21 protein-coding genes are annotated in these 19,683 nt (G+C 41.1%); 20 read left to right on the top strand and 1 reads right to left on the bottom strand.

Annotated elements, in window-relative coordinates:
* Window positions 1-18: 18 nt before the first annotated feature.
* The 13 genes from CD03_RS0113440 (at window position 19) to CD03_RS0113380 (ending at window position 12,940) form a co-directional block, all read left to right on the top strand.
* Complete coding sequence (locus CD03_RS0113440; RefSeq protein ID WP_027294092.1) at window positions 19-1,608, top strand: NAD(P)/FAD-dependent oxidoreductase; 1,590 nt, start codon at window positions 19-21, stop codon at window positions 1,606-1,608.
* A gap of 139 nt (window positions 1,609-1,747) precedes the next feature.
* Window positions 1,748-2,443: a RadC family protein gene (radC, locus tag CD03_RS0113435; protein ID WP_027294091.1), complete on the top strand. Its 696-nt coding sequence runs from the start codon at window positions 1,748-1,750 to the stop codon at window positions 2,441-2,443.
* Window positions 2,444-2,464: 21 nt separating this feature from the next.
* Window positions 2,465-3,475: a rod shape-determining protein gene (locus CD03_RS0113430; protein WP_027294090.1), complete on the top strand. Its 1,011-nt coding sequence runs from the start codon at window positions 2,465-2,467 to the stop codon at window positions 3,473-3,475.
* A gap of 12 nt (window positions 3,476-3,487) precedes the next feature.
* Entirely contained in the window at window positions 3,488-4,453 is a 966-nt protein-coding gene (mreC, locus tag CD03_RS33470; protein ID WP_063837247.1) for a rod shape-determining protein MreC, read from the top strand.
* Between the two features lie 21 nt (window positions 4,454-4,474).
* On the top strand, window positions 4,475-4,993 hold the full coding sequence (gene mreD, locus CD03_RS0113420) for a rod shape-determining protein MreD (RefSeq protein ID WP_027294089.1): 519 nt from the start codon (window positions 4,475-4,477) through the stop codon (window positions 4,991-4,993).
* Window positions 4,986-7,877, top strand: coding sequence for a penicillin-binding transpeptidase domain-containing protein (locus CD03_RS0113415; protein WP_044289367.1), 2,892 nt, complete (start codon window positions 4,986-4,988; stop codon window positions 7,875-7,877). Before mreD ends, CD03_RS0113415 begins: the two co-directional genes overlap by 8 nt.
* Window positions 7,878-8,031: 154 nt before the next feature.
* A complete protein-coding gene (locus tag CD03_RS0113410) occupies window positions 8,032-8,754 on the top strand; it encodes a septum site-determining protein MinC (RefSeq protein ID WP_156042890.1) in 723 nt (240 codons plus the stop codon).
* A 101-nt stretch (window positions 8,755-8,855) separates the two neighbouring features.
* A complete protein-coding gene (minD, locus tag CD03_RS0113405; protein ID WP_027294086.1) occupies window positions 8,856-9,647 on the top strand; it encodes a septum site-determining protein MinD in 792 nt (263 codons plus the stop codon).
* Between the two features lie 11 nt (window positions 9,648-9,658).
* Complete coding sequence (gene minE, locus CD03_RS0113400; RefSeq protein ID WP_027294085.1) at window positions 9,659-9,910, top strand: cell division topological specificity factor MinE; 252 nt, start codon at window positions 9,659-9,661, stop codon at window positions 9,908-9,910.
* Window positions 9,879-10,982, top strand: a complete 1,104-nt coding sequence (locus tag CD03_RS0113395; protein WP_027294084.1) for an FtsW/RodA/SpoVE family cell cycle protein — start codon at window positions 9,879-9,881, stop codon at window positions 10,980-10,982. Before minE ends, CD03_RS0113395 begins: the two co-directional genes overlap by 32 nt.
* Before the next feature lie 16 nt (window positions 10,983-10,998).
* Window positions 10,999-11,394, top strand: a complete 396-nt coding sequence (mgsA, locus tag CD03_RS0113390) for a methylglyoxal synthase (protein WP_027294083.1) — start codon at window positions 10,999-11,001, stop codon at window positions 11,392-11,394.
* The gene (locus tag CD03_RS0113385) at window positions 11,378-12,442 is read left to right on the top strand and encodes a D-alanyl-D-alanine carboxypeptidase family protein (protein WP_027294082.1); all 1,065 of its coding nucleotides are present in this window, start codon (window positions 11,378-11,380) and stop codon (window positions 12,440-12,442) included. Before mgsA ends, CD03_RS0113385 begins: the two co-directional genes overlap by 17 nt.
* A gap of 78 nt (window positions 12,443-12,520) precedes the next feature.
* Window positions 12,521-12,940, top strand: coding sequence for a twitching motility protein PilT (locus CD03_RS0113380; protein WP_027294081.1), 420 nt, complete (start codon window positions 12,521-12,523; stop codon window positions 12,938-12,940).
* Window positions 12,941-13,006: 66 nt separating this feature from the next.
* Here the strand turns inward: CD03_RS0113380 and CD03_RS0113375 are convergent, their stop codons facing one another.
* The gene (locus CD03_RS0113375) at window positions 13,007-13,219 is read right to left on the bottom strand and encodes a DUF378 domain-containing protein (RefSeq protein ID WP_027294080.1); all 213 of its coding nucleotides are present in this window, start codon (window positions 13,217-13,219) and stop codon (window positions 13,007-13,009) included.
* Between the two features lie 121 nt (window positions 13,220-13,340).
* Here CD03_RS0113375 and CD03_RS0113370 point away from each other — a divergent pair, with 121 nt between their 5' ends.
* The 7 genes from CD03_RS0113370 (at window position 13,341) to CD03_RS0113340 (ending at window position 19,647) form a co-directional block, all read left to right on the top strand.
* Window positions 13,341-14,858 (top strand): HlyD family efflux transporter periplasmic adaptor subunit, encoded by a 1,518-nt coding sequence (locus CD03_RS0113370; protein WP_027294079.1) that lies wholly within the window; start codon window positions 13,341-13,343, stop codon window positions 14,856-14,858.
* 124 nt (window positions 14,859-14,982) lie between these two features.
* Entirely contained in the window at window positions 14,983-15,675 is a 693-nt protein-coding gene (locus tag CD03_RS0113365; protein ID WP_027294078.1) for a YggS family pyridoxal phosphate-dependent enzyme, read from the top strand.
* A gap of 29 nt (window positions 15,676-15,704) precedes the next feature.
* Window positions 15,705-16,289 carry a cell division protein SepF gene (locus CD03_RS0113360; RefSeq protein WP_027294077.1) on the top strand — a complete coding sequence of 195 codons (585 nt, stop codon included), beginning with the start codon at window positions 15,705-15,707 and terminating at the stop codon, window positions 16,287-16,289.
* Between the two features lie 8 nt (window positions 16,290-16,297).
* A complete protein-coding gene (locus CD03_RS0113355; protein WP_027294076.1) occupies window positions 16,298-17,071 on the top strand; it encodes a YlmH family RNA-binding protein in 774 nt (257 codons plus the stop codon).
* Window positions 17,072-17,084: 13 nt separating this feature from the next.
* Window positions 17,085-18,209: a 3-dehydroquinate synthase gene (aroB, locus tag CD03_RS0113350; RefSeq protein WP_027294075.1), complete on the top strand. Its 1,125-nt coding sequence runs from the start codon at window positions 17,085-17,087 to the stop codon at window positions 18,207-18,209.
* Window positions 18,202-18,738, top strand: coding sequence for a signal peptidase II (lspA, locus tag CD03_RS0113345; RefSeq protein WP_027294074.1), 537 nt, complete (start codon window positions 18,202-18,204; stop codon window positions 18,736-18,738). The genes aroB and lspA overlap by 8 nt, the downstream gene beginning before the upstream one ends.
* Window positions 18,739-19,647: an RluA family pseudouridine synthase gene (locus tag CD03_RS0113340; RefSeq protein WP_027294073.1), complete on the top strand. Its 909-nt coding sequence runs from the start codon at window positions 18,739-18,741 to the stop codon at window positions 19,645-19,647. It begins immediately after the preceding gene.
* Window positions 19,648-19,683 lie beyond the last annotated feature (36 nt).

The following is a 19,683-nucleotide window of genomic DNA, read 5'->3' as shown; positions in this document are numbered from 1 at the left end:
AAAAAGAGGAGGATATGAATGATTAGGATTCCCCAGATAAAATTACAGCCGGAACATTCCAGTGAAGACTTGACAAGGGCAATCTGCAAAGAGCTGAAAATAAAGGAAACAGAACTAAAAAGTTTCCATATTATAAAACGTTCCATAGATGCACGCAAAAAGCCGGATATCAAATACAGCTATACCATCGATGCGGAGGTTGAAAAAGAGCATTTGATATTAAAAAAATGCAAAAACAGCCAAATCGTAAAATCCACGCCGGTTTCTTATCAAATACCGCCTTGTGGAGAAGAAGCATTAAAAAACCGTCCGGTTATTGTAGGAATGGGACCTGCCGGATTGTTCTGCGGCCTGCTTCTCGCAAAATGCGGTTACCGTCCATTGATACTGGAACGGGGCGAAGACGTAGATGCACGCCAGGAGACAGTGGAACGCTTCTGGAAAGGAAATCCCCTGAATCTATCCTCCAATGTCCAGTTCGGAGAGGGCGGAGCAGGAACTTTTTCTGATGGAAAACTAAACACCATGGTAAAAGATCCCAAAGGCCGCGGCCGTTATGTACTGGAAACATTTGTGGACGCCGGTGCGGACAGTTCTATTTTATACCTGAATAAGCCCCATATCGGTACGGATGTCCTTCGCAGCGTAGTAAAAAATATGCGAACAGAAATACAGCGTCTGGGCGGAGAAGTACGATTTAAAAGCCAGATGACAGATCTTCAGATCCGGGACGGGAAACTTGAAAGTATCTGTATCAATGACAGTGAAATCTTAAAAACCGAAATTGTGGTTCTTGCAACCGGTCACAGCGCCAGAGATACTTTTACCATGCTTTCAAGGAAACCGCTTGCTATGTCGCCAAAATCTTTTGCTGTAGGACTTCGTATCGAACATCCACAGAGTATGATAAACGAATCCCAATATGCAAGAACCGAACTGAAAACGCTGCCTGCGGCTGATTATAAGCTTACGAAAAAACTGGATAACGGCAGAGGTGTATATTCCTTCTGTATGTGCCCGGGTGGCTATGTGGTAAATGCCTCTTCTGAAAACAACATGACTGCAGTAAACGGTATGAGTTATCAGAAACGAGACGGTAAGAATGCGAACAGCGCCATCGTCGTAACGATCACACCGGAAGATTACGGTGCGACAGATCCATTGAGCGGTGCCAGATTTCAGCAGAGTCTTGAACAGAAAGCTTATCAGCTGTGTAATGGCAAAGTTCCGGTACAGCTGTTTGAGGATTTTGTAAAACATCGCAGTAGCAGCGGGCTTGGTGATTTTGCTCCCGCAATAAAAGGTGCATATGACTTTGGGAATTTAAGAGAATGTCTGCCAAAATTCCTGGGCGACTCAATCGAACAGGGCATTCTGGGCTTTGACCATATGATCCGGGGTTTTGCAAGAAAAGATGCCATTCTTTCCGGAATCGAGAGCAGGACGTCATCTCCTTTGCGTATTACAAGAGATGATTTCTTTGAAAGTACCATAGGCGGTTTGTATCCCTGCGGGGAGGGTGCCGGCTATGCAGGAGGGATCACCAGTGCGGCAATGGACGGCTTAAAAGTAGCGGAAGCTATTATCAAAAAATTCCATTCTTTTTAAGACATCACAAAATTTTAAGATTAATAAGTGTGTACTTTGTCATAAATCTATGATAAAATGATGATTATTTATAGTCTTGTTTTGACAGGATAAATCCTGATTCAAGGCTTCCTGCCGGGAGAGCTTGAAAGGGAATACTATGAATGAAGCAATTACAATGAAAGAATTACCTACAGATGACAGGCCTTATGAAAAATGCCTTGCGATGGGAGCACAGGTGCTGTCAGACGCTGAACTTCTGGCTGTTATCTTAAGGACCGGATCCCAGGGGATTCAGGCACTGGAACTGGCACAGGAGGTTTTGCAATGTTCAAAAGTAGAACATAACCTTTTGGGTCTCCATCACTTAAGTATTTCCGACCTTATGAAAATGAAGGGAATCGGAAAAGTAAAAGCCATACAGATCAAGTGCATTGTGGAATTGTCCAGAAGAATTGCAAAATCTTCTGCAAAGGGCAGCCTATGCTTTACAAAACCGGAAACCATTGCTGACTATTATATGGAAGATTTCCGTCACTGTACCCAGGAACAGATGCTTTTATTAATGCTGAATACCAAAAGCAGGCTCCTGTGTGACCATATAATTTCAAAGGGTACGGTAAACGGAGCACTGATTACGCCCCGGGAAATTTATCTGGAAGCGCTGCATCATCATGCGGTATTTATTATCCTTGTGCATAATCACCCAAGCGGTGATCCCTCTCCAAGCAGAGAGGATATCCTTTTAACCAAGCGGATCCGGGATGCAGGTCTTATGATTGGCATTGAACTGCTGGATCATATTATTATTGGTGATAAAAAGTATTTAAGCTTCAAAGAACGAGGACTTTTGTAACTATGAGGGAGAGAAGAAGCCATGTTATTAGGAATTGACCTTGGCACAGACACGATAAAAATATGTGATAAAAATAATAAAATAATGATTGCAGAAAAAAATATGATTGCAATCCGGGACGAGCTCCAGGTTATCGGCATCGGTGACGAAGCATACGAAATGTATGAAAAGACGCCTGTGAATGTACAGGCCGCCTGTCCTATGATGCATGGTGCAATTGCCGATGCCAAAAATATGGAACTGCTTCTCGTGGGACTTCTGCGGCGGTGTTCTTCCCTTTTACCAGTTCATCCAACGATTTATATTGCCGTTCCAAGTGACATTTCCGCAGTGGAAAAGCGGGCATATTACAATGTGTTAAGCGGTAATATTAAAGCGAAAAAAATCTGTCTGGTTGATAAAGGAGTCGCTGATGCCATAGGCATTGGACTTCCCATCGATGTACCAATTGGAAACATGGTAGTAAATATCGGAGCCGGTACCACTGATATCTCCGTATTAACCGGCGGGCAGATACTGCTCAGTAAAATGCTCCAGTATGGAGGCCGGAAGTTAGATGAAGATATCTGTACCATGGTACGGCGTATGTTTCAGCTGAACATTGGTATGCGGACGGCAGATAAACTGAAAAATGCCCTGGCTTACATCATTGATGGGCCGGCTGCTTCCCTTGAAGTATATGGTATCAGTACGGTGTCCGGATTGCCTAAAAGCGCTGTGATACCGTCTCTTTCTGTAAGTGTCTGTATCATGGAAACCATCGACAGCATTATCCAGAACATAAAAAGTACACTGAACCGCATACCACCGCAGTTTCTGGCAGATATCCGGAAAAACGGCATTTATCTAAGCGGCGGTGTCTCCGGGATACCGAACCTGGCGGAATATATGAGAAGAGAACTGGAAGTTCCCGTATATCTTGTCAGAGAACCTGTTACCAGTACACTTCGCGGACTTCTTGCTATCATGAATCATAAAGAATTAGAAACGTGTACTTATTCATTAAAAGATCTAACAGGAAATACCATATAAAGAGGAATCGTTATGAAGAAAAAGAATTCGATAAAAAGCAAAGCAATTTTACTGATCATTTCAGCTGTATGCGGTGTTATGATTGTACTGTCTTTCACAGTAGATATGAGCAGCGGACCGCTGAAGCAGGTTGGCGAATTTGTAATTACCCCCCTGCAAAGCGGTATTAACCAGGTTGGAACCTGGATCGCTGGAAAAGGGGATTATTTCCAGAATTCTGCAGATCTGGTTACTGAAAATAAATCCCTGCAGAAAAAAGTGGATGATCTGACGATTGAAAATACCCGTCTTATTCAGGATCAGGAAGAATTAAACCGTCTTAGAGATCTCTACGAACTGGATCATCAGTATGAAGACTACGAAAAAGTCGGCGCCAGAGTAATCGCAAAACAAAGCGGAAACTGGTTCCATATGTTTACTATCGACAAGGGCAGCAATGACGGATTTGCAGTAGATATGAATGTCCTGGCAGGCGGAGGCCTTGCCGGAATCATTACCGAAGTCGGGCCGAACTGGTCTACTGTCCGTTCCATTATAGACGATTACAGCAATGTAGGCGCTATGGTTTCCCCAACGAATGAACAATGTATTATTGCCGGTGATCTCAGGTTAATCGATGAAGATAAGGTAAACCTGATTAAATTAACGGATACCGACAATAAAGTAAGTGTTGGAGATAAAGTAGTTACTTCCAATGTCAGCAGTAAATTTTTGCCTGGCATATTGATTGGTTACATCAGCGAGATAAATGACGATTCTAACCACCTGACAAAATCCGGATATATTTCTCCGGCTGTTGATTTTAGAGATATCCAGGAAGTACTGGTAATCAAATCTTTAAAACAGCAGATCGAAACTAAAGAGACGGAACCAAAGCAGACGGAAGCCAAAGGGCTGGACGAAACCGGTGATACCGAAAGTGAAACATCATCTGAGACGGAATCACAGTCAACGGAAGCACCTAAGTCCGTTGAGTAACATACAGATAGGAGATAAGATATGAAAAGCAAGGTGATACTTTTTTTTGTGCTGTTAATATGTGTTATTCTACAATGCACATTGCTGCCGGCACTTTCTATCGCTTCTATTACACCAAATTTACTGATCATTGTGACCGTATCCTTTGGGCTGATGAGAGGTAAACGTTCCGGACTGTGGATTGGCTTTGTCTGTGGACTCATGGCAGATCTTCTCTTTGGTGATACCATGGGATTCCATGCCATCATCTATATGTATATTGGTTATTTAAACGGATTCTGCTACCACATATTTTATGATGACGATATTAAAATGCCGGTTGTTTTAACCGCTGCCAGTGACCTGGTATATGGAATCATTGTTTATGGATTCCAGTTCCTGCTTCGTGGAAGGGTTGACTTCTTCTTCTATCTGAGGCGGATTATCATGCCGGAGGTCATCTATACCATTGTATTGACATTTCTGTGCTACCGTATACTATTATTTATCAACCGTAAACTGGAGAAGTCAGAACAGAGGAGTGTAAATAGTTTTGTTTAAGTATGTAAAAGATACCATTTCAAAAGCAGCAAAGTCGCGTATGGTAATACTTGTAGTCGTATTCCTGATACTTGCATTTATACTGGTATACCGCTTATTCACACTGCAGATTGTAGAAGGTGAGAGTTACCTGAACGACTTTACCATGCAGATTGAAAAAGAGAGAACTCTAAAAAGTACCCGGGGAATCATCACGGACCGAAACGGAAAGTTACTGGCTTATAATAAGCTTGCCCATTCTGTTTCATTTGAAGATACCGGAGCTTACGATAACCTTACCATGCATGAAAAAAATCTTGCCCTGAATGGCAGCATGTATGGCATACTGAAGATTCTCGAAAAAAATGGAGATAAAGTAACCGATAATTTTGGAATTACCCTGAACAGTGCCGGAGAGTATCAATTTGTCTACAGCGGAACAAACTTGCTGCGATTTAAAGCAGATATCTATGGACAGGCTTATATTGAAAACCTGACCGAGGCGCAGACCAATGCATCCGCCTCCCAGATGATGGATGACCTTTGCGCAGAGAAAGGGTACGGTGTACTTTCCAAAGAAAATACAAAAGAAGAACTGGCTAAATATGGTCTTCCGGAAACGTTGACAAAAGAAGAAACTCTCAGTATTGTAATAATGCGAAGCAAAATAGCCGCAAACAGTTTCCAAAAATATTTAGCGGCAACTCTGGCTACCAATATCAGTGATAAATCCATGTCCACAATTATGGAAAGCAAAGATAAATATCCAGGTGTGGATGTAGTGGATGACACAATCCGGGTCTATGATAACAGCATCTATTTTGCGCCGATTATCGGCTATACCGGTCAGATCTCTTCCGAAGAATTAAATGAGCTGAACAAAGACAGTGAAGTGTATAACCAAAACGACATTGTAGGTAAAATCGGTCTGGAACAGGTTTATGAAAACCAGCTTCAGGGATTAAAAGGTTCTGAAAGAGTATATGTAAACAACCTTGGAAAAATTCTCAAAAAAGATAACCGTGTGGAACCCCAGGCCGGAAATAACATTCAGCTGACACTTGATACCGATTACCAGATAGCTGCATACCGGATTCTGGAACAGTATATAGCCGGTATTGTTTACACCATGCTGATCGATACGAAAGAAGTGAATATAGAAGATTATGCTACCACAGATGATATCAAAATTCCGGTATACGACGTATATTACGCGCTTTTTGAAAACAACGTTCTGGATGTAAACCATATTTCATCAGCAGATGCCAGTACAACGGAAAAGCGGGTATACCAACAGTTTTTAAGTGAACAGTCCAATGTTTTTGCTGCTATCAAATCGGAACTGACCTCGGATTCACCGGCGGCTTATAAAGACTTGGGTAAAGATATGCAGGCCTATATGACCTATGTGGTTAATAATATGCTGATGGAAGGAACCGGTATTCTGCAGAAAGATGCTATTGATAAATCTGATGAAACATATCTGGCATGGACGAATGACGGGAGTATCAGCCTTCAGGAGTATTTAACTTATGCAATTTCAAAAAACTGGGTTGACATCTCCAAAATACCGGTAGATACGGAATATCTGGATTCCAAAGAAGTATACAGCGCGCTTTCCGACTATATTGCGAAATATTTATCTACGGACACGCATTTCAGTAAAAAAATCTATCGATATATGATAGAATCCGATACGTTAAGTGCTACAGATGTATGTCTGATGCTCTTTGACCAGGGTGTTATTAAAATGAACGAGGAAGATTATAATTCCCTTGCCTCCGGCAGTCTGACTGCATTTGACTTTGTACATGCCAAAATTTACAGCCTGGAACTTACCCCTGCGCAGTTAGCGCTTGATCCATGTTCCGGATCTTTGGTAATAAATGACCCGAATACTGGAGAAGTACTTGCCTGTGTGACTTATCCGAGTTATGATAATAACAGGCTGGCAAATGATATGGATTCCGAGTATTATGCAAAATTGGCTACTGACTTGTCCAGCCCGTTTTATAATAAGGCAACTCAGGAAATTACGGCTCCCGGTTCTACCTATAAGATGGTGACGGCTGCCGCAGGTGTTACCGAAGGTGTTATTGGAATTTATGATACAATTAATTGTACCGGTACTTTTGACTTAGTTGATCCGCCAATCAATTGCTGGAACAAATTCGGACACGGTGCCGAGTCGTTAGTTACTGCACTACGTGACTCCTGTAACTTCTATTTCAACACGATTGGTTATACGTTAGGTGACGTAGGTGCAGAAGATGGCAAAGCTGTAGATGAAGTAGGTATCGAAAAGCTTGCTAAATATGCTGAGATGTTCGGTTTCGATGCTCCTACCGGAATTGAAATCGGTGAAACAGATCCTCATATTTCCGACAATGGTATGGCACCATCCGCAATGGGACAGGGTACCAATGCATTCACAACCTCACAGCTCTCCAGATATGTAGCAACGATAGCAAATGGAGGAACCTGTTACGACCTGACACTGCTTGATAAAATTTCGGATTCCGATAACCGTGTACTGGAAGAGAAAAAACCGAAAGTTCATAATAATGTTGAATTGGATCCTGAACTCTGGACTGCTATTCATACAGGTATGAATGAAATGGTAAAATCAAATAATATTCTAAAAAATATCAAAACAGATATGGCAGGTAAAACCGGTACGGCACAGGAAACAGGCGTACCCAGTCATGCTCTTTTCGTTGGGTATGCACCTTACGATAACCCGGAAATCGCCATCGCCGTTCGAATTACTAATGGTTATACCTCTACCAATGCAGCTTCTGTTGCAGGGGATATGGTGAACTATATATTTAAAAACAAGGAAGCAGATGAAATTATACCTGGACATGCTATTCAGGTAGACGCAAACACTCAGAGATTCGACTAACATCCATCTGTCAGGCAGCGTGTAAAGGAATCCCTTTACACTGTCTGATACAGGCGGTACCCCAAATTACTGCGGTACTGAACGATGTCAGGGTTGAAAGAAAATTGAGAAATGAAAGGACGCCACGCTGTGCTTCTTTCAACCTATTTTATTTGTGGCAGCATTGCAGGCAGGCCTGCAATATGCGATGGGTATCACTATGAATCAAAGTTCCGTCATTATTAAAAGCAATAAGTATGGACTTATTGTAATACTGGATGATAAACTTCCCTTTGATGAATTGCTTCAGGCAGTCGCAGATAAATTCCTGGAATCTACAAATTTTTTCCAGGATGCTAAAATGGCGATTACCTTTCGGGGGAGAGTACTTACGAAACAGCAGGAGAAAGACATGGTTTCTGCCATTGTAAATAATTCAAGAATCCATATCCTATGTGTGGTAGACGAAAGAAAAGACGATGAAGAGTACTATAAAAATGCCGTCACTGCTGCTATGGAAGAGTTGGACAGGCGTGACGGACAGTTCTATAAAGGTACACTGCGTGCAGGGCAGGTATTAGAGGTTGAAACCAGCATTATTATTCTCGGGGATGTAAATCCAGGGGGGATCGTGACTTCCAAAGGCAATATAGTAGTACTTGGTTCCTGCCGTGGAAATGTATATGCAGGTGCCAGCGGCAACCGGGAATGCTTTGTTGCCGCACTGGTAATGAAACCTAACCAGATTCGCATTGCCGATAAAATAGCGCGAAGCGCAATCACAAAAAAGGCAGATACCGGGGAATATGCCATTGATCCCAAGATTGCTTACATAAAAGATGATCATATCTTTGTTAAAAACATATCTCAGGATGCGTTAAATGACATCTCCCTTTAACAACCAATTGAAATCTAATCCCCGTCAGGCTGATGGGGCATTAAAGAATGAAAACACACCAGATAACGAAAATAAATAAGTGTTATTTTGGAGGATAGAGCATGAGTGAAGTAATTGTAATAACGTCCGGAAAGGGCGGCGTTGGTAAAACAACCGCTACAGCCAATATCGGTACCGGTTTGGCGAAATTAAATAAAAAAGTCGTTTTGGTTGACACAGATATCGGGCTTCGTAATCTGGATGTTGTCATGGGACTGGAGAACCGGATTGTCTACAATCTTGTGGATGTTATAGAAGGAAACTGCCGTTTAAAACAGGCACTGATCAAAGATAAACGGTATCCCAATCTGTATTTGCTGCCATCAGCACAGACCCGGGATAAATCCGCAGTCACTCCGGAACAAATGGTAAAACTCACAGAAGATTTAAAAGAACATTTTGACTATATCCTGCTGGATTGTCCCGCCGGAATCGAACAGGGCTTTCGTAATGCCATTGCAGGCGCTGACAGAGCCGTTGTAGTAACTACACCGGAAGTATCCGCCATTCGGGATGCTGACCGCATTATCGGGCTTTTAGAAGCCGCTGATATCCGAGACATTGATTTATTAATAAACCGTCTGAGAATGGACATGATTAAAAGAGGAGATATGATGTCGGTAGAAGATGTAATCGATATCCTTGCCGTGAATCTGATCGGAGCCATTTTAGACGAAGAAAGCATAGTTATTGCCACCAATCAGGGTGAACCGCTGGCTGGAAACGATACCCGTGCCGGACAGGAATTTTTAAGTATCAGCCGTCGTATTACTGGGGAAACTGTTCCTATGACGGATCTAACTAAGACAACCACGTTCTTTTCAAGATTTTCCAACATTTTCAAGAAAAATTGAGAGGAGCCGGCATGATAAATTTCCATGGATTTCGAAAAACATGTTCTAAAGATGTAGCCAGAGACCGGTTAAAGCTTTTGCTCACCAGTGAGCGGCTGGATTGCTCTGCTGAAAATATGGCACTTATGAAAAAAGACCTGATCAAGGTAATACAAAAGTACATGGACATTGATGAAGAAAGCATGGATATACATATTGACGTGATAAATGAGATAGAACAGGGTGCAGGGAATGTTAAAACAATACAAATTAAAGGATTATAAATTTAGATTAGTTATATGGGTTACGGCACTGTCCATACTGGGCGTAATGGTTGTTGGAAGCGCACAGGAGGATTTAATGTCCAAGCAGATCATCGGTCTGATTCTTGGACTTGTCTGTATGGTCATCATTTCCTTGATTGACTATACCTGGATTATGAATTTTTACTGGATCGCCTATCTGGGTGGTGTTATATTAATGGCATTGCTTCCTGTATTGGGCAGGGAGGTAAACGGAGCACAGCGTTGGATCGTAATCGGAGGTCTTCAATTCCAGCCTTCCGATATTGTAAAAATTATATTAATCGTATTTTTCGCCAAATTTCTTTCTAAATATGAAGAAAAACTGAATAGCCCTAAGATTATATTACCGGCATTGGTACTGCTTGCCATTCCATGGTATCTGATATACCGCCAGCCTAATCTTTCAACGAGTATTCTGGTTGTTTTAATTTTTTCTACAATGATGTTCGTTGCGGGGTTGAGTTATAAAATCATTGGTGGTATTATAGTAGTAGCTGTTCCGGCAGCGGTGTTATTTTTCAGCATTATATTACAGCCAAACCAGACGCTGCTGCAAGGTTACCAGGCAGGCCGTATTCTGGCATGGTTAAAACCGGAAGAGTATCCCGAGCTGGCATATCAGCAGATGAATTCTGTCATTGCTATTGGCTCCGGCCAGCTATATGGCAAAGGTCTGGATACCAATCTTGTTTCATCCGTGAAAAACGGTAACTTTATCGCAGAGCCCCAGACAGACTTTATCTTTGCCGTTGCAGGTGAGGAATTAGGATTTCTGGGATGTTGTATCATTATCATTCTGGAACTTTTGATTGCGGTAGAATGTATCCGTATTGGGAAAAAAGCAAGAGATTTAGCCGGAACATTGGTATGCTGTGGTATGGGAGCACTGATATTCCTGCAGACATTCATCAATATCTGTGTTACAACGAGGATATTGCCAAATACCGGTCTGCCGCTGCCATTTGTAAGTGCAGGTCTGACATCGCTGGTTACGCTTTTTATAGGTATCGGAATTGTTCTGAATATAGGACTTCAGGTTCGAAAATATTAACGGAGGTAAAGAGAGAATGAATATTGGCTTAATTGCACATGATTCCAAGAAAAAACTTATGCAGAATTTTTGTATCGCCTATCGGGGGATTTTATTAAAAAATGATTTATACGCAACAGGAACTACCGGAAGGCTTATTGAAGAAGTAACATCTTTAAATATCCACAAATACCTTGCCGGTCATCTGGGTGGAGAGCAGCAGATGGGAGCACAGATCGAAAATAATCAGATTGACTTAGTAATCTTTTTAAGAGATCCGCTGTCACCTAAAAAACATGAGCCGGATGTGAAAAATATTTTCCGCTTATGTGATACCCATAACATACCTCTTGCAACCAATCTTGCAACTGCGGAACTATTGATTAAATCATTAGACAGAGGAGATTTAGAGTGGCGTGAAATGTACAAGTAATAAACGATTAACTCCAAGAGAATTACGGCATCAGCAGCAGAACAGGCAAACTATGAAAACCGTAATCACATTTTGTGTTTTACTGGTTGTTTTACTTGTAATACTTGGCTTTTTAGCATATTTCTTTTTAATTAAAGGCCAGAAGGATGCTGAACTGGTGATGCCTTTTGACCGCAATCAGGTAACCCTTGGCTTGCAGAGAGATGAGGCTCAGACGACAAACTACGCTGTACCATTTACTCAGGATCTCTGTGTAGCAGGTGCAGATGTTCCAATGGATGGTCTCAATTTAACCTCTAAAGGTGCAGGATTGTTTGATTTGACCAAACATGAAGTATTATATTCCAAAGATGTTCATGAACGTCTCTATCCGGCCAGTCTGACCAAAATCATGACAGCCCTTGTAGCGTTGAAATACGGGAATCTGGATGATGTAATTACTGTTGATGAAAGTGCTCTTGACATCGATCCGGAATCTTCTGTCTGTTATCTGCAGTTAGGAGATAAATACACCTTAAGACAACTGCTTTACGGTCTTTTAATTGCATCAGGAAACGATGCCAGCGTAGCAATCGCAGAACACGTAGGGGGCAGTGTGGAAGAGTTTGTGCAGATGATGAATCAGGAAGCTTATGATATCGGCGCTACAAACACACACTTCACAAATCCTCACGGATTGCAGGACGAAGAACATTATACTACCATTTATGATGTATACCTGATGTTCCAGGAAGCACTCAAATACGATGATTTTTGTGATATTATCAATCAGAAAAGTTACGTTGCCAAGTTTAAACTGGCTGACGACACCGAAGTGGAACGTGTGTGGGATGCTACCAACCATTACTTTATGAAGCTGGCACAGGCGCCGGAAGGAGTTACTGTATTTGGTGGAAAAACAGGTACTACGGATGAAGCAGGAGCATGTCTGGCACTGATGAGTAAAGACCCGTATGGAAACCCATTTATTTCAATTATCATGGGTGCTGAGACCAAAGATCAGCTATATATTGAAATGAATGATTTATTGTCTAAAATTAACAAATAGAGGTTGTAATTTCAAAACTTATGCAGTATAATTGTACATATAAAATCGTGCATGAAGAAACTGAAGGAGGAGATTACAATGATACAGATAATCGCAGGCAAAAAAGGAAAAGGCAAAACAAAGCTATTACTTGACAAGGTGAATGCCGAAATTAAGTCCGTACATGGTAATATTGTCTACTTAGACAAAAGCGCTAAGCATATGTATGAATTAAACAATAAGGTTCGTTTAATTGATACATCGGATTTTTCAATCACTAATTGTGATGAGTTCGTAGGATTTATTTATGGGATAATTTCTCAGGATAACGATTTGGAACAAATGTATTTAGATAGTTTCTTAAAGATAGCAAAATTGGAAAATGATGATATTACAGCGACTCTTCAAAAACTGGAATCTGTCGGTGAGAAGTACAACATCACGTTTGTGTTGAGTGTATCTGTGGATGCTGATGAACTGCCGGAAATTGCAAAATCAAAGGTAATCATATCCCTGTAATACATAGAACGAATATAAGGCTGGGTCCTTTTGTGGATACCCAGCCTTTTTTGCGGCATGTAACAATTAATCTCTGCCCATCTGGCCGATGCGGCCATAGATACTAATCATATATAATCCCGCAAGCCCAACCAGAGCATAAACAATTCTTGAAATCCAGCTCATATTGCCGAATAAAAAGGCTACGAGGTCGAATTTGAAGAATCCGATTAATCCCCAATTGATCGCACCAATGACCACAAGTGTCAATGAAGTATAATCTAACCATTTAGAATTCATTTGCTTTTTACCTCCTTATAGTGGTTATTTTCTATTTTTTCCAATTTACTAAATTTTATACAAAAATCTAGGTTGTCCAATCGAAATGAACGTGGTAAAATGTTCGGGAAGGGAGGCTACAATGTTGCCTATTAAGAAAAAAAACAAAAAAATAACGAAAATGAAGCGTTTTCCACTTTTTAATATCGGTACTCTGATGTTTGGAATCGTTTTTGTATATATGATAATCTGCATAGTGATATATCTGACAAGTACTCATGTAACAGCCTATGAAGTCACAGCCGGCCCGCTGTCCGGAAACTACCGATTCAGTGCTTTGGCATTAAAGTCCGAAAAAATAGTAACAGCCGAACAATCCGGCAATATTAATTATTATGCCCGGGAAGGCTCAAAAGTAGGTGCTGGAAATAACGTTTATTCTATTGGCGGAGCGCTTCAGACAACGACACCTGCCACGACACCTGCCACGACGCCGGCTACAACAACTGATACCCCAAAAAAAGAATCAGAAACCAATGCTGAAGGACAGTCAGAGTCCTCATCCGGTACCGAGTCAGAAACTACCCAGGTACCAGCCGAAACTGAAGCTGCAGTTGATTATCTGGACAGTAAAAGCTTATCCAAGGTAAGAAGTAATATGGCAAACTTTGCTTCCGGTTTTAACGAAATGTCTTTTCAGAATGTCTACAATTTTAAAGCAGATACCGAAAGCACTGTCTTAGAACTGGCAAATGAAAAAACGTTGTCCGATCTGGAAAACTCTGACGGTCAGCTTTCTGTCCTGGGCAGCCTCTATCAGGCTCCACAGGAAGGAATAGTAGTATATGCGGTAGATGAGTATGAGAATCTGACCATAGAGGATATAAAACCGGAATCTTTTGATCAGAAAAATTACCATAAGCAGAATCTCCGTCTGAATAAATCGGTAAAAACAGGAGATGCGGTATATAAACTGGTCACCGATGAAAACTGGTCACTGATTATTCCTCTGGATAAAAAACTGTTAACGGAACTGACCGATAAAACAACAGTACGTTTTCGTTTCCTGAAGGATGGCACTGCATTTAACGCAGATTTCTCCATTATTCAGAATGGAGAAAATTCTTATGGAAAACTGGATATCAGTAATTCTGTCATTCGGTACGCCGGAGAGCGTTTTGTAGATATTGAGCTGGTGTTAAACAGAGAGACCGGACTCAAAATACCAAAAAGTGCAATCGCGGAAAAGCAGTTCTTCAAAATCCCTAAAGAATTTGTTACAGAGAACAAAGAAAATGACAATGAAGTCAGCATTCTGAAAGAGAGCGTGGGAAAAGACGGAAAAACTGTAACGAAATACATAACTGCAACTGTTTATGAAAAAACGGATACGGATTATTATGTGGGTACGACGCTTTTTAAGGTGGGTGACTATATATTGAAGAAAGATTCTTCCAAAAAGTACCAGATTTCAGAAACTGGAAGCCTGCAGGGTGTTTATAATATAAATAAAGGATATGCCGTATTCCGGGAAATTACTATCATAGATGAAAATGAGGAATACTGTATTGTATCAGCGGGTTCTTCATACGGCCTGTCTCAATATGACCGTATTGTTCTGAATGCAAATACGGTAAATGATGAAGATATTGTTTATTAAAGCTGAGGATATTGTCTATTAATAATGAGGATATTGTCTATAAAGCAAATAAGATAGTTAATTAAAGATATTGATATAGTCAATTAAAGCTAAAGCTATAGTCTATTAACAGGAGGATTCAATGATGTTAAAAGAAAATCTATATGATATACAAAAGCGGGTAGAAGCCGCTTGCAAAAGGGCCGGACGGGATAGTTCAGAAGTCACCCTTATTGCAGTCAGTAAGACAAAACCCGTATCTATGATCGAAGAAATCATGGCTGAGGGAGTCGTTGATTTCGGTGAAAATAAACCACAGGAATTAAAGGATAAATACGAAATTCTTCCAAAAAACTTAAAATGGCATATGATTGGCCACCTACAGAGGAATAAAGTGAAGTATATTATAGATAAAGCCTGTATGATCCATTCCGTAGACAGTTTACGTCTGGCGGAAACCATCCAGCAGGAGGCAGAAAAACAGGGGCTGGTCATGCCTGTGCTGATTGAGGTAAATATTGCCAAAGAAGAGTCGAAATTTGGCGTATCCCTGGAAGATACCGAAGAATTGGTACGCCAGACGGCGAAACTCCCTAATCTCAGAGTGGAAGGTCTGATGACAATTGCGCCTTTTGTCGAAAAAGCTGAACGAAACAGGGTATATTTCGAAAATTTAAGAAAATTATATGTTGACATCAAAAGCAAAAACATTGATAATGTTAATATGTGCAATTTGAGTATGGGCATGACAGGTGACTACGAAATTGCCATTGAGGAAGGTGCAACTCTGGTACGCGTTGGGACAGGCATCTTTGGTGAAAGAAATTACGTGAAATGATAAAACGATAGGAAGATAGGAGATTTATAATGAGTGTTTTGGATAAGTTCTTGAATGCAATGAAGTTGAATGACGACGATTACGACGATGATGATTTTTTAGATGATGAAATCGACGATTATGAGGAAGAACGTCCGAAAAAGCGTTTCTTTAATAAAATAGAAGAAGATGACTATGATGACTATGACGATTATGATAACAGGTCCGCTCAGGTTCCAAAAATGAAGAGTCAAAATAAAGGGCAGCAGAAGGTGAAACCTGTTCATCAGCAGCAAAGCACTAGCAGTAAAGTATCACCTATGCGTCCCAGAAAGTCAGGGATTGGTATGGAAGTATGTGTAATTAAACCAAGGAGCATGGAAGATGCGAGAGAAATTACGGAGACACTTCTTGCAAGCTGCACAGTGGTATTAAACATGGAAGGATTAGATCTGGATATTGCCCAGAGAATCATAGACTTTGCTTCTGGTTCCTGCTATGCTATCAATGGAAATCTGCAAAAGATCAGTAATTACATTTTCATTATAACTCCATCGGGTGTAGATGTCTCCGGTGATTTCCAGGAAATATTGAGCGGAGCGTTTGACGTACCCTCTATTCACACAGGTTACTAGGTTTCATTATGAATAAAGACGAAGAATTGTTTCAAAAGCGGCTGGCTGATCTGGCTGACCGGGCTTTATCGAAAGGTATCACGCTGTACAGTGATTTTATGAATCTGAATGAACTGAATATTTTTCATAGCTCTACCCAAAAGTTTTCCTATATCAGCTGGAAAACTTTTGGTGGTTATGAACTCGCAGAGCGTCAGATGGCAGCCTTTATTCCTGATGCTTTTTCTTTGCGTTCGGAAGTAGAAATAATAGAGAATTTCCCTATAGCGTGCATACAGATCGCACCATTAAACCAGAAATTTGCAGATGTACTGAATCACAGGGATTACTTAGGCGCCATTCTAAATCTGGGAATTGAACGAAGTAAAATAGGGGACATCCTGGTGATGGATCAGTCTGCCTATCTTTTTTGTTGTAAAGGAATGTCTGAGTTTATCTGCAAGGAACTGACACGTATCAAACATACGGTAATATCCTGTAAAGCAGTTCCTTTTTCTGAGCTCGCTTATACGCCCAAAACAGAGCTCATCAAGGGGACAGTAGCTTCTATTCGTCTGGATTCCCTTTTGGCGCTTGCTTTTAAAACTTCCAGAAGCAGCCTGGTATCTCTGATCGAAACCGGAAAAATCTTTGTAAATGGGAAGTTAATTACTTCCAATGGTTATGCCTTGAAAGAGGGAGACATAATATCAGCCCGTGGCTATGGGCGTTTTCGTTATGTTACAGCACTCTCTCAGTCAAAAAAAGGGCGAACCTTTGTTGAAATCGAAAAATATATATAGGAGAAACCACCTTATGAAATATACAGCAGAACACAAAAGCCTTCCGGTACATAAAGAAGGAAAAGAAATTTATCAGATTCATTTTGAGAATGATTTTGAAAAATTAGAATCTTATTTAAGCGAACTGGATGTAAAAACTAAGAAACTTTGTATCGTAACCGATTCAAATGTAGGCGCACTTTATGCCGGTACACTTACCGGGATATTGGAAAAAGTGTGCGCCAGAGTCACTGTATTCACTTTTCCTGCAGGAGAAGAAAATAAAACATTGGATACCGTCAGGAATTTATATGAACATCTCATTTTAGAACATTTTGACCGAAAAGATATGCTGGTAGCTTTAGGCGGCGGCGTTGTCGGTGACCTCACCGGATATGCTGCAGCTACCTACCTGCGGGGCATTTCCTTTATACAGGTTCCCACTTCTCTTTTAGCCCAGGTGGACAGCAGTATCGGCGGTAAAACCGGAGTCGATTTCGATCGTTACAAAAATATGGTAGGTGCTTTTCATCAGCCCAAAATGGTATATATGAATATGTCGGCACTGAAGACACTTCCGGATGAACAATTTTACTGCGGTATGGGTGAAATTTTAAAACATGGCTTAATCAAAGATGCCGGTTACTATGAATGGGTAATCGAACGGATGAGTGAAATTACCGAACGGGACAGTCAGACACTACTGGACATGGTTGAGATCAGCTGTAAAATCAAACGCCGGGTCGTAGAACAGGATCCATATGAAAAAGGAGACCGGGCACTGTTAAACTTCGGGCATACCATCGGCCATGCCATTGAAAAACTGAAAAATTTCGAATTGCTTCATGGACAGTGCGTTGCTCTGGGATATGTTGCCGCAGCTCACATTTCCTGGAAACGGGAACTGCTCAGTACCGAAGAGTTCTTTGAAATCCGGGATATGAATGTGGGATTTGATCTTCCTGTATCTTTTTCAGGGCTGGATTCTAAAGACATCCTGGATGCTACCAAACTGGATAAAAAGATGGAAGCCGGGCAAATCAAATTTATCTTACTAAAAGGAATCGGCCGTGCTTACATTGACAAAACGGTAACGGATGAGGAAATACTTGCTGCTGTCGACTTTTTGAATGCGGAAATAGAGGATGAAAATGAATAAAAATAACAAAAAATTAATATGCTGGGTAATGGGCATTATTGCTTTCGCTTTATTACTAGGACTGGATCAGTTCACAAAGCATCTGGCTGTATCCAATCTGGCAGGGCAGGAGCCATTTGTACTGATCCCGGGTGTCTTTGAACTGCAATACCTGGAGAACCGCGGTGCAGCTTTTGGTATGTTTCAGAACCAGCGATGGCTGTTTCTAATTATGGCAGTGATTATTTTAGCTTTTATCGGCTACTGCTATCAGAAATTCCCGGTTACAAAGCATTATCTTTGGCTTCGCATTACCTGTGTTCTCCTTGGCGCAGGTGCGGTTGGGAATATGATTGATCGCGTTGTAAATGGATTTGTAGTTGACTTCTTCTACTTTTCACTCATCGACTTCCCGATCTTTAATGTAGCTGACTGCTATGTGGTTGTCTCCCTGATCTTACTGATTATCCTAATCTTTTTCTACTACAAGGAAGAGGACTTCGCCTGTCTGTCCCTCAGGCATAAAACTGCATCAAAAGAGGAGAACTAGATGGAAACCATACATTTTACCGTATCCGCAGAAGATAACAGTCTGCGGATTGATAAATATCTGTCGGATAATATGGGCGAGATGTCCAGATCTTATCTTCAAAAACTGCTCAAGTCAGAAGATGTGAAGGTAAATGATAAAACCGTTAAGGCAAATTATAAGGTGGCTTCCGGTGATGTGATAAGCGTTACCGTACCAGAACCGGAAGAAGTAAATATCCAGCCGGAAGACATTCCACTGGATATTTTATATGAAGATGAAGACCTTATTGTGGTAAATAAACCAAAAGGCATGGTCGTACATCCCAGTGCCGGTCATTTCAGCCAAACCCTGGTTAATGCCCTTATGTTCCACTGCCGTGAAGAATTATCCGGTATCAACGGCGTTATGCGCCCCGGAATCGTTCACCGGATAGATATGAATACCACCGGCTCTTTGCTGGTATGCAAAAATGATTTTACACACAATCATATTGCGGAACAGTTAAAGGAACATACTATTCAGAGAAAATACCGGGCTATCGTCCACGGCGTCCTGAAAGAAGATGACGGTATTGTGGACGCCCCCATCGGCAGACATCACACAGACCGAAAGAAGATGGCAGTAAACTATAAAAATGGAAAACCTGCGGTCACTCATTACCATGTCTGCCAGCGTTTTTCCAATTTCACGTATATTGAATGCCAGTTGGAAACCGGTCGTACCCACCAGATACGTGTCCATATGAAAAGTATCGGACATCCCATTTTAGGGGATGATGTCTACGGTCCCATAAAGTGTCCTTATCACCTGCAGGGGCAGACACTGCATGCTATGCTCCTTGGATTTATACATCCCAGAAAAAAATGCTATATGGAATTTACGGCACCTCTGCCAGAGTATTTTATAAATTTACTGAATAAATTATAATAATTAAGTGAAATTAGTATACATTGTACCAAAATT

This window comes from Robinsoniella sp. KNHs210 (assembly GCF_000686105.1).
Lineage (GTDB): Bacteria > Bacillota > Clostridia > Lachnospirales > Lachnospiraceae > Robinsoniella > Robinsoniella peoriensis.
Note: the sequence above shows the minus strand (reverse complement) of the source record. Positions and strands in the feature narration are given on the sequence as shown.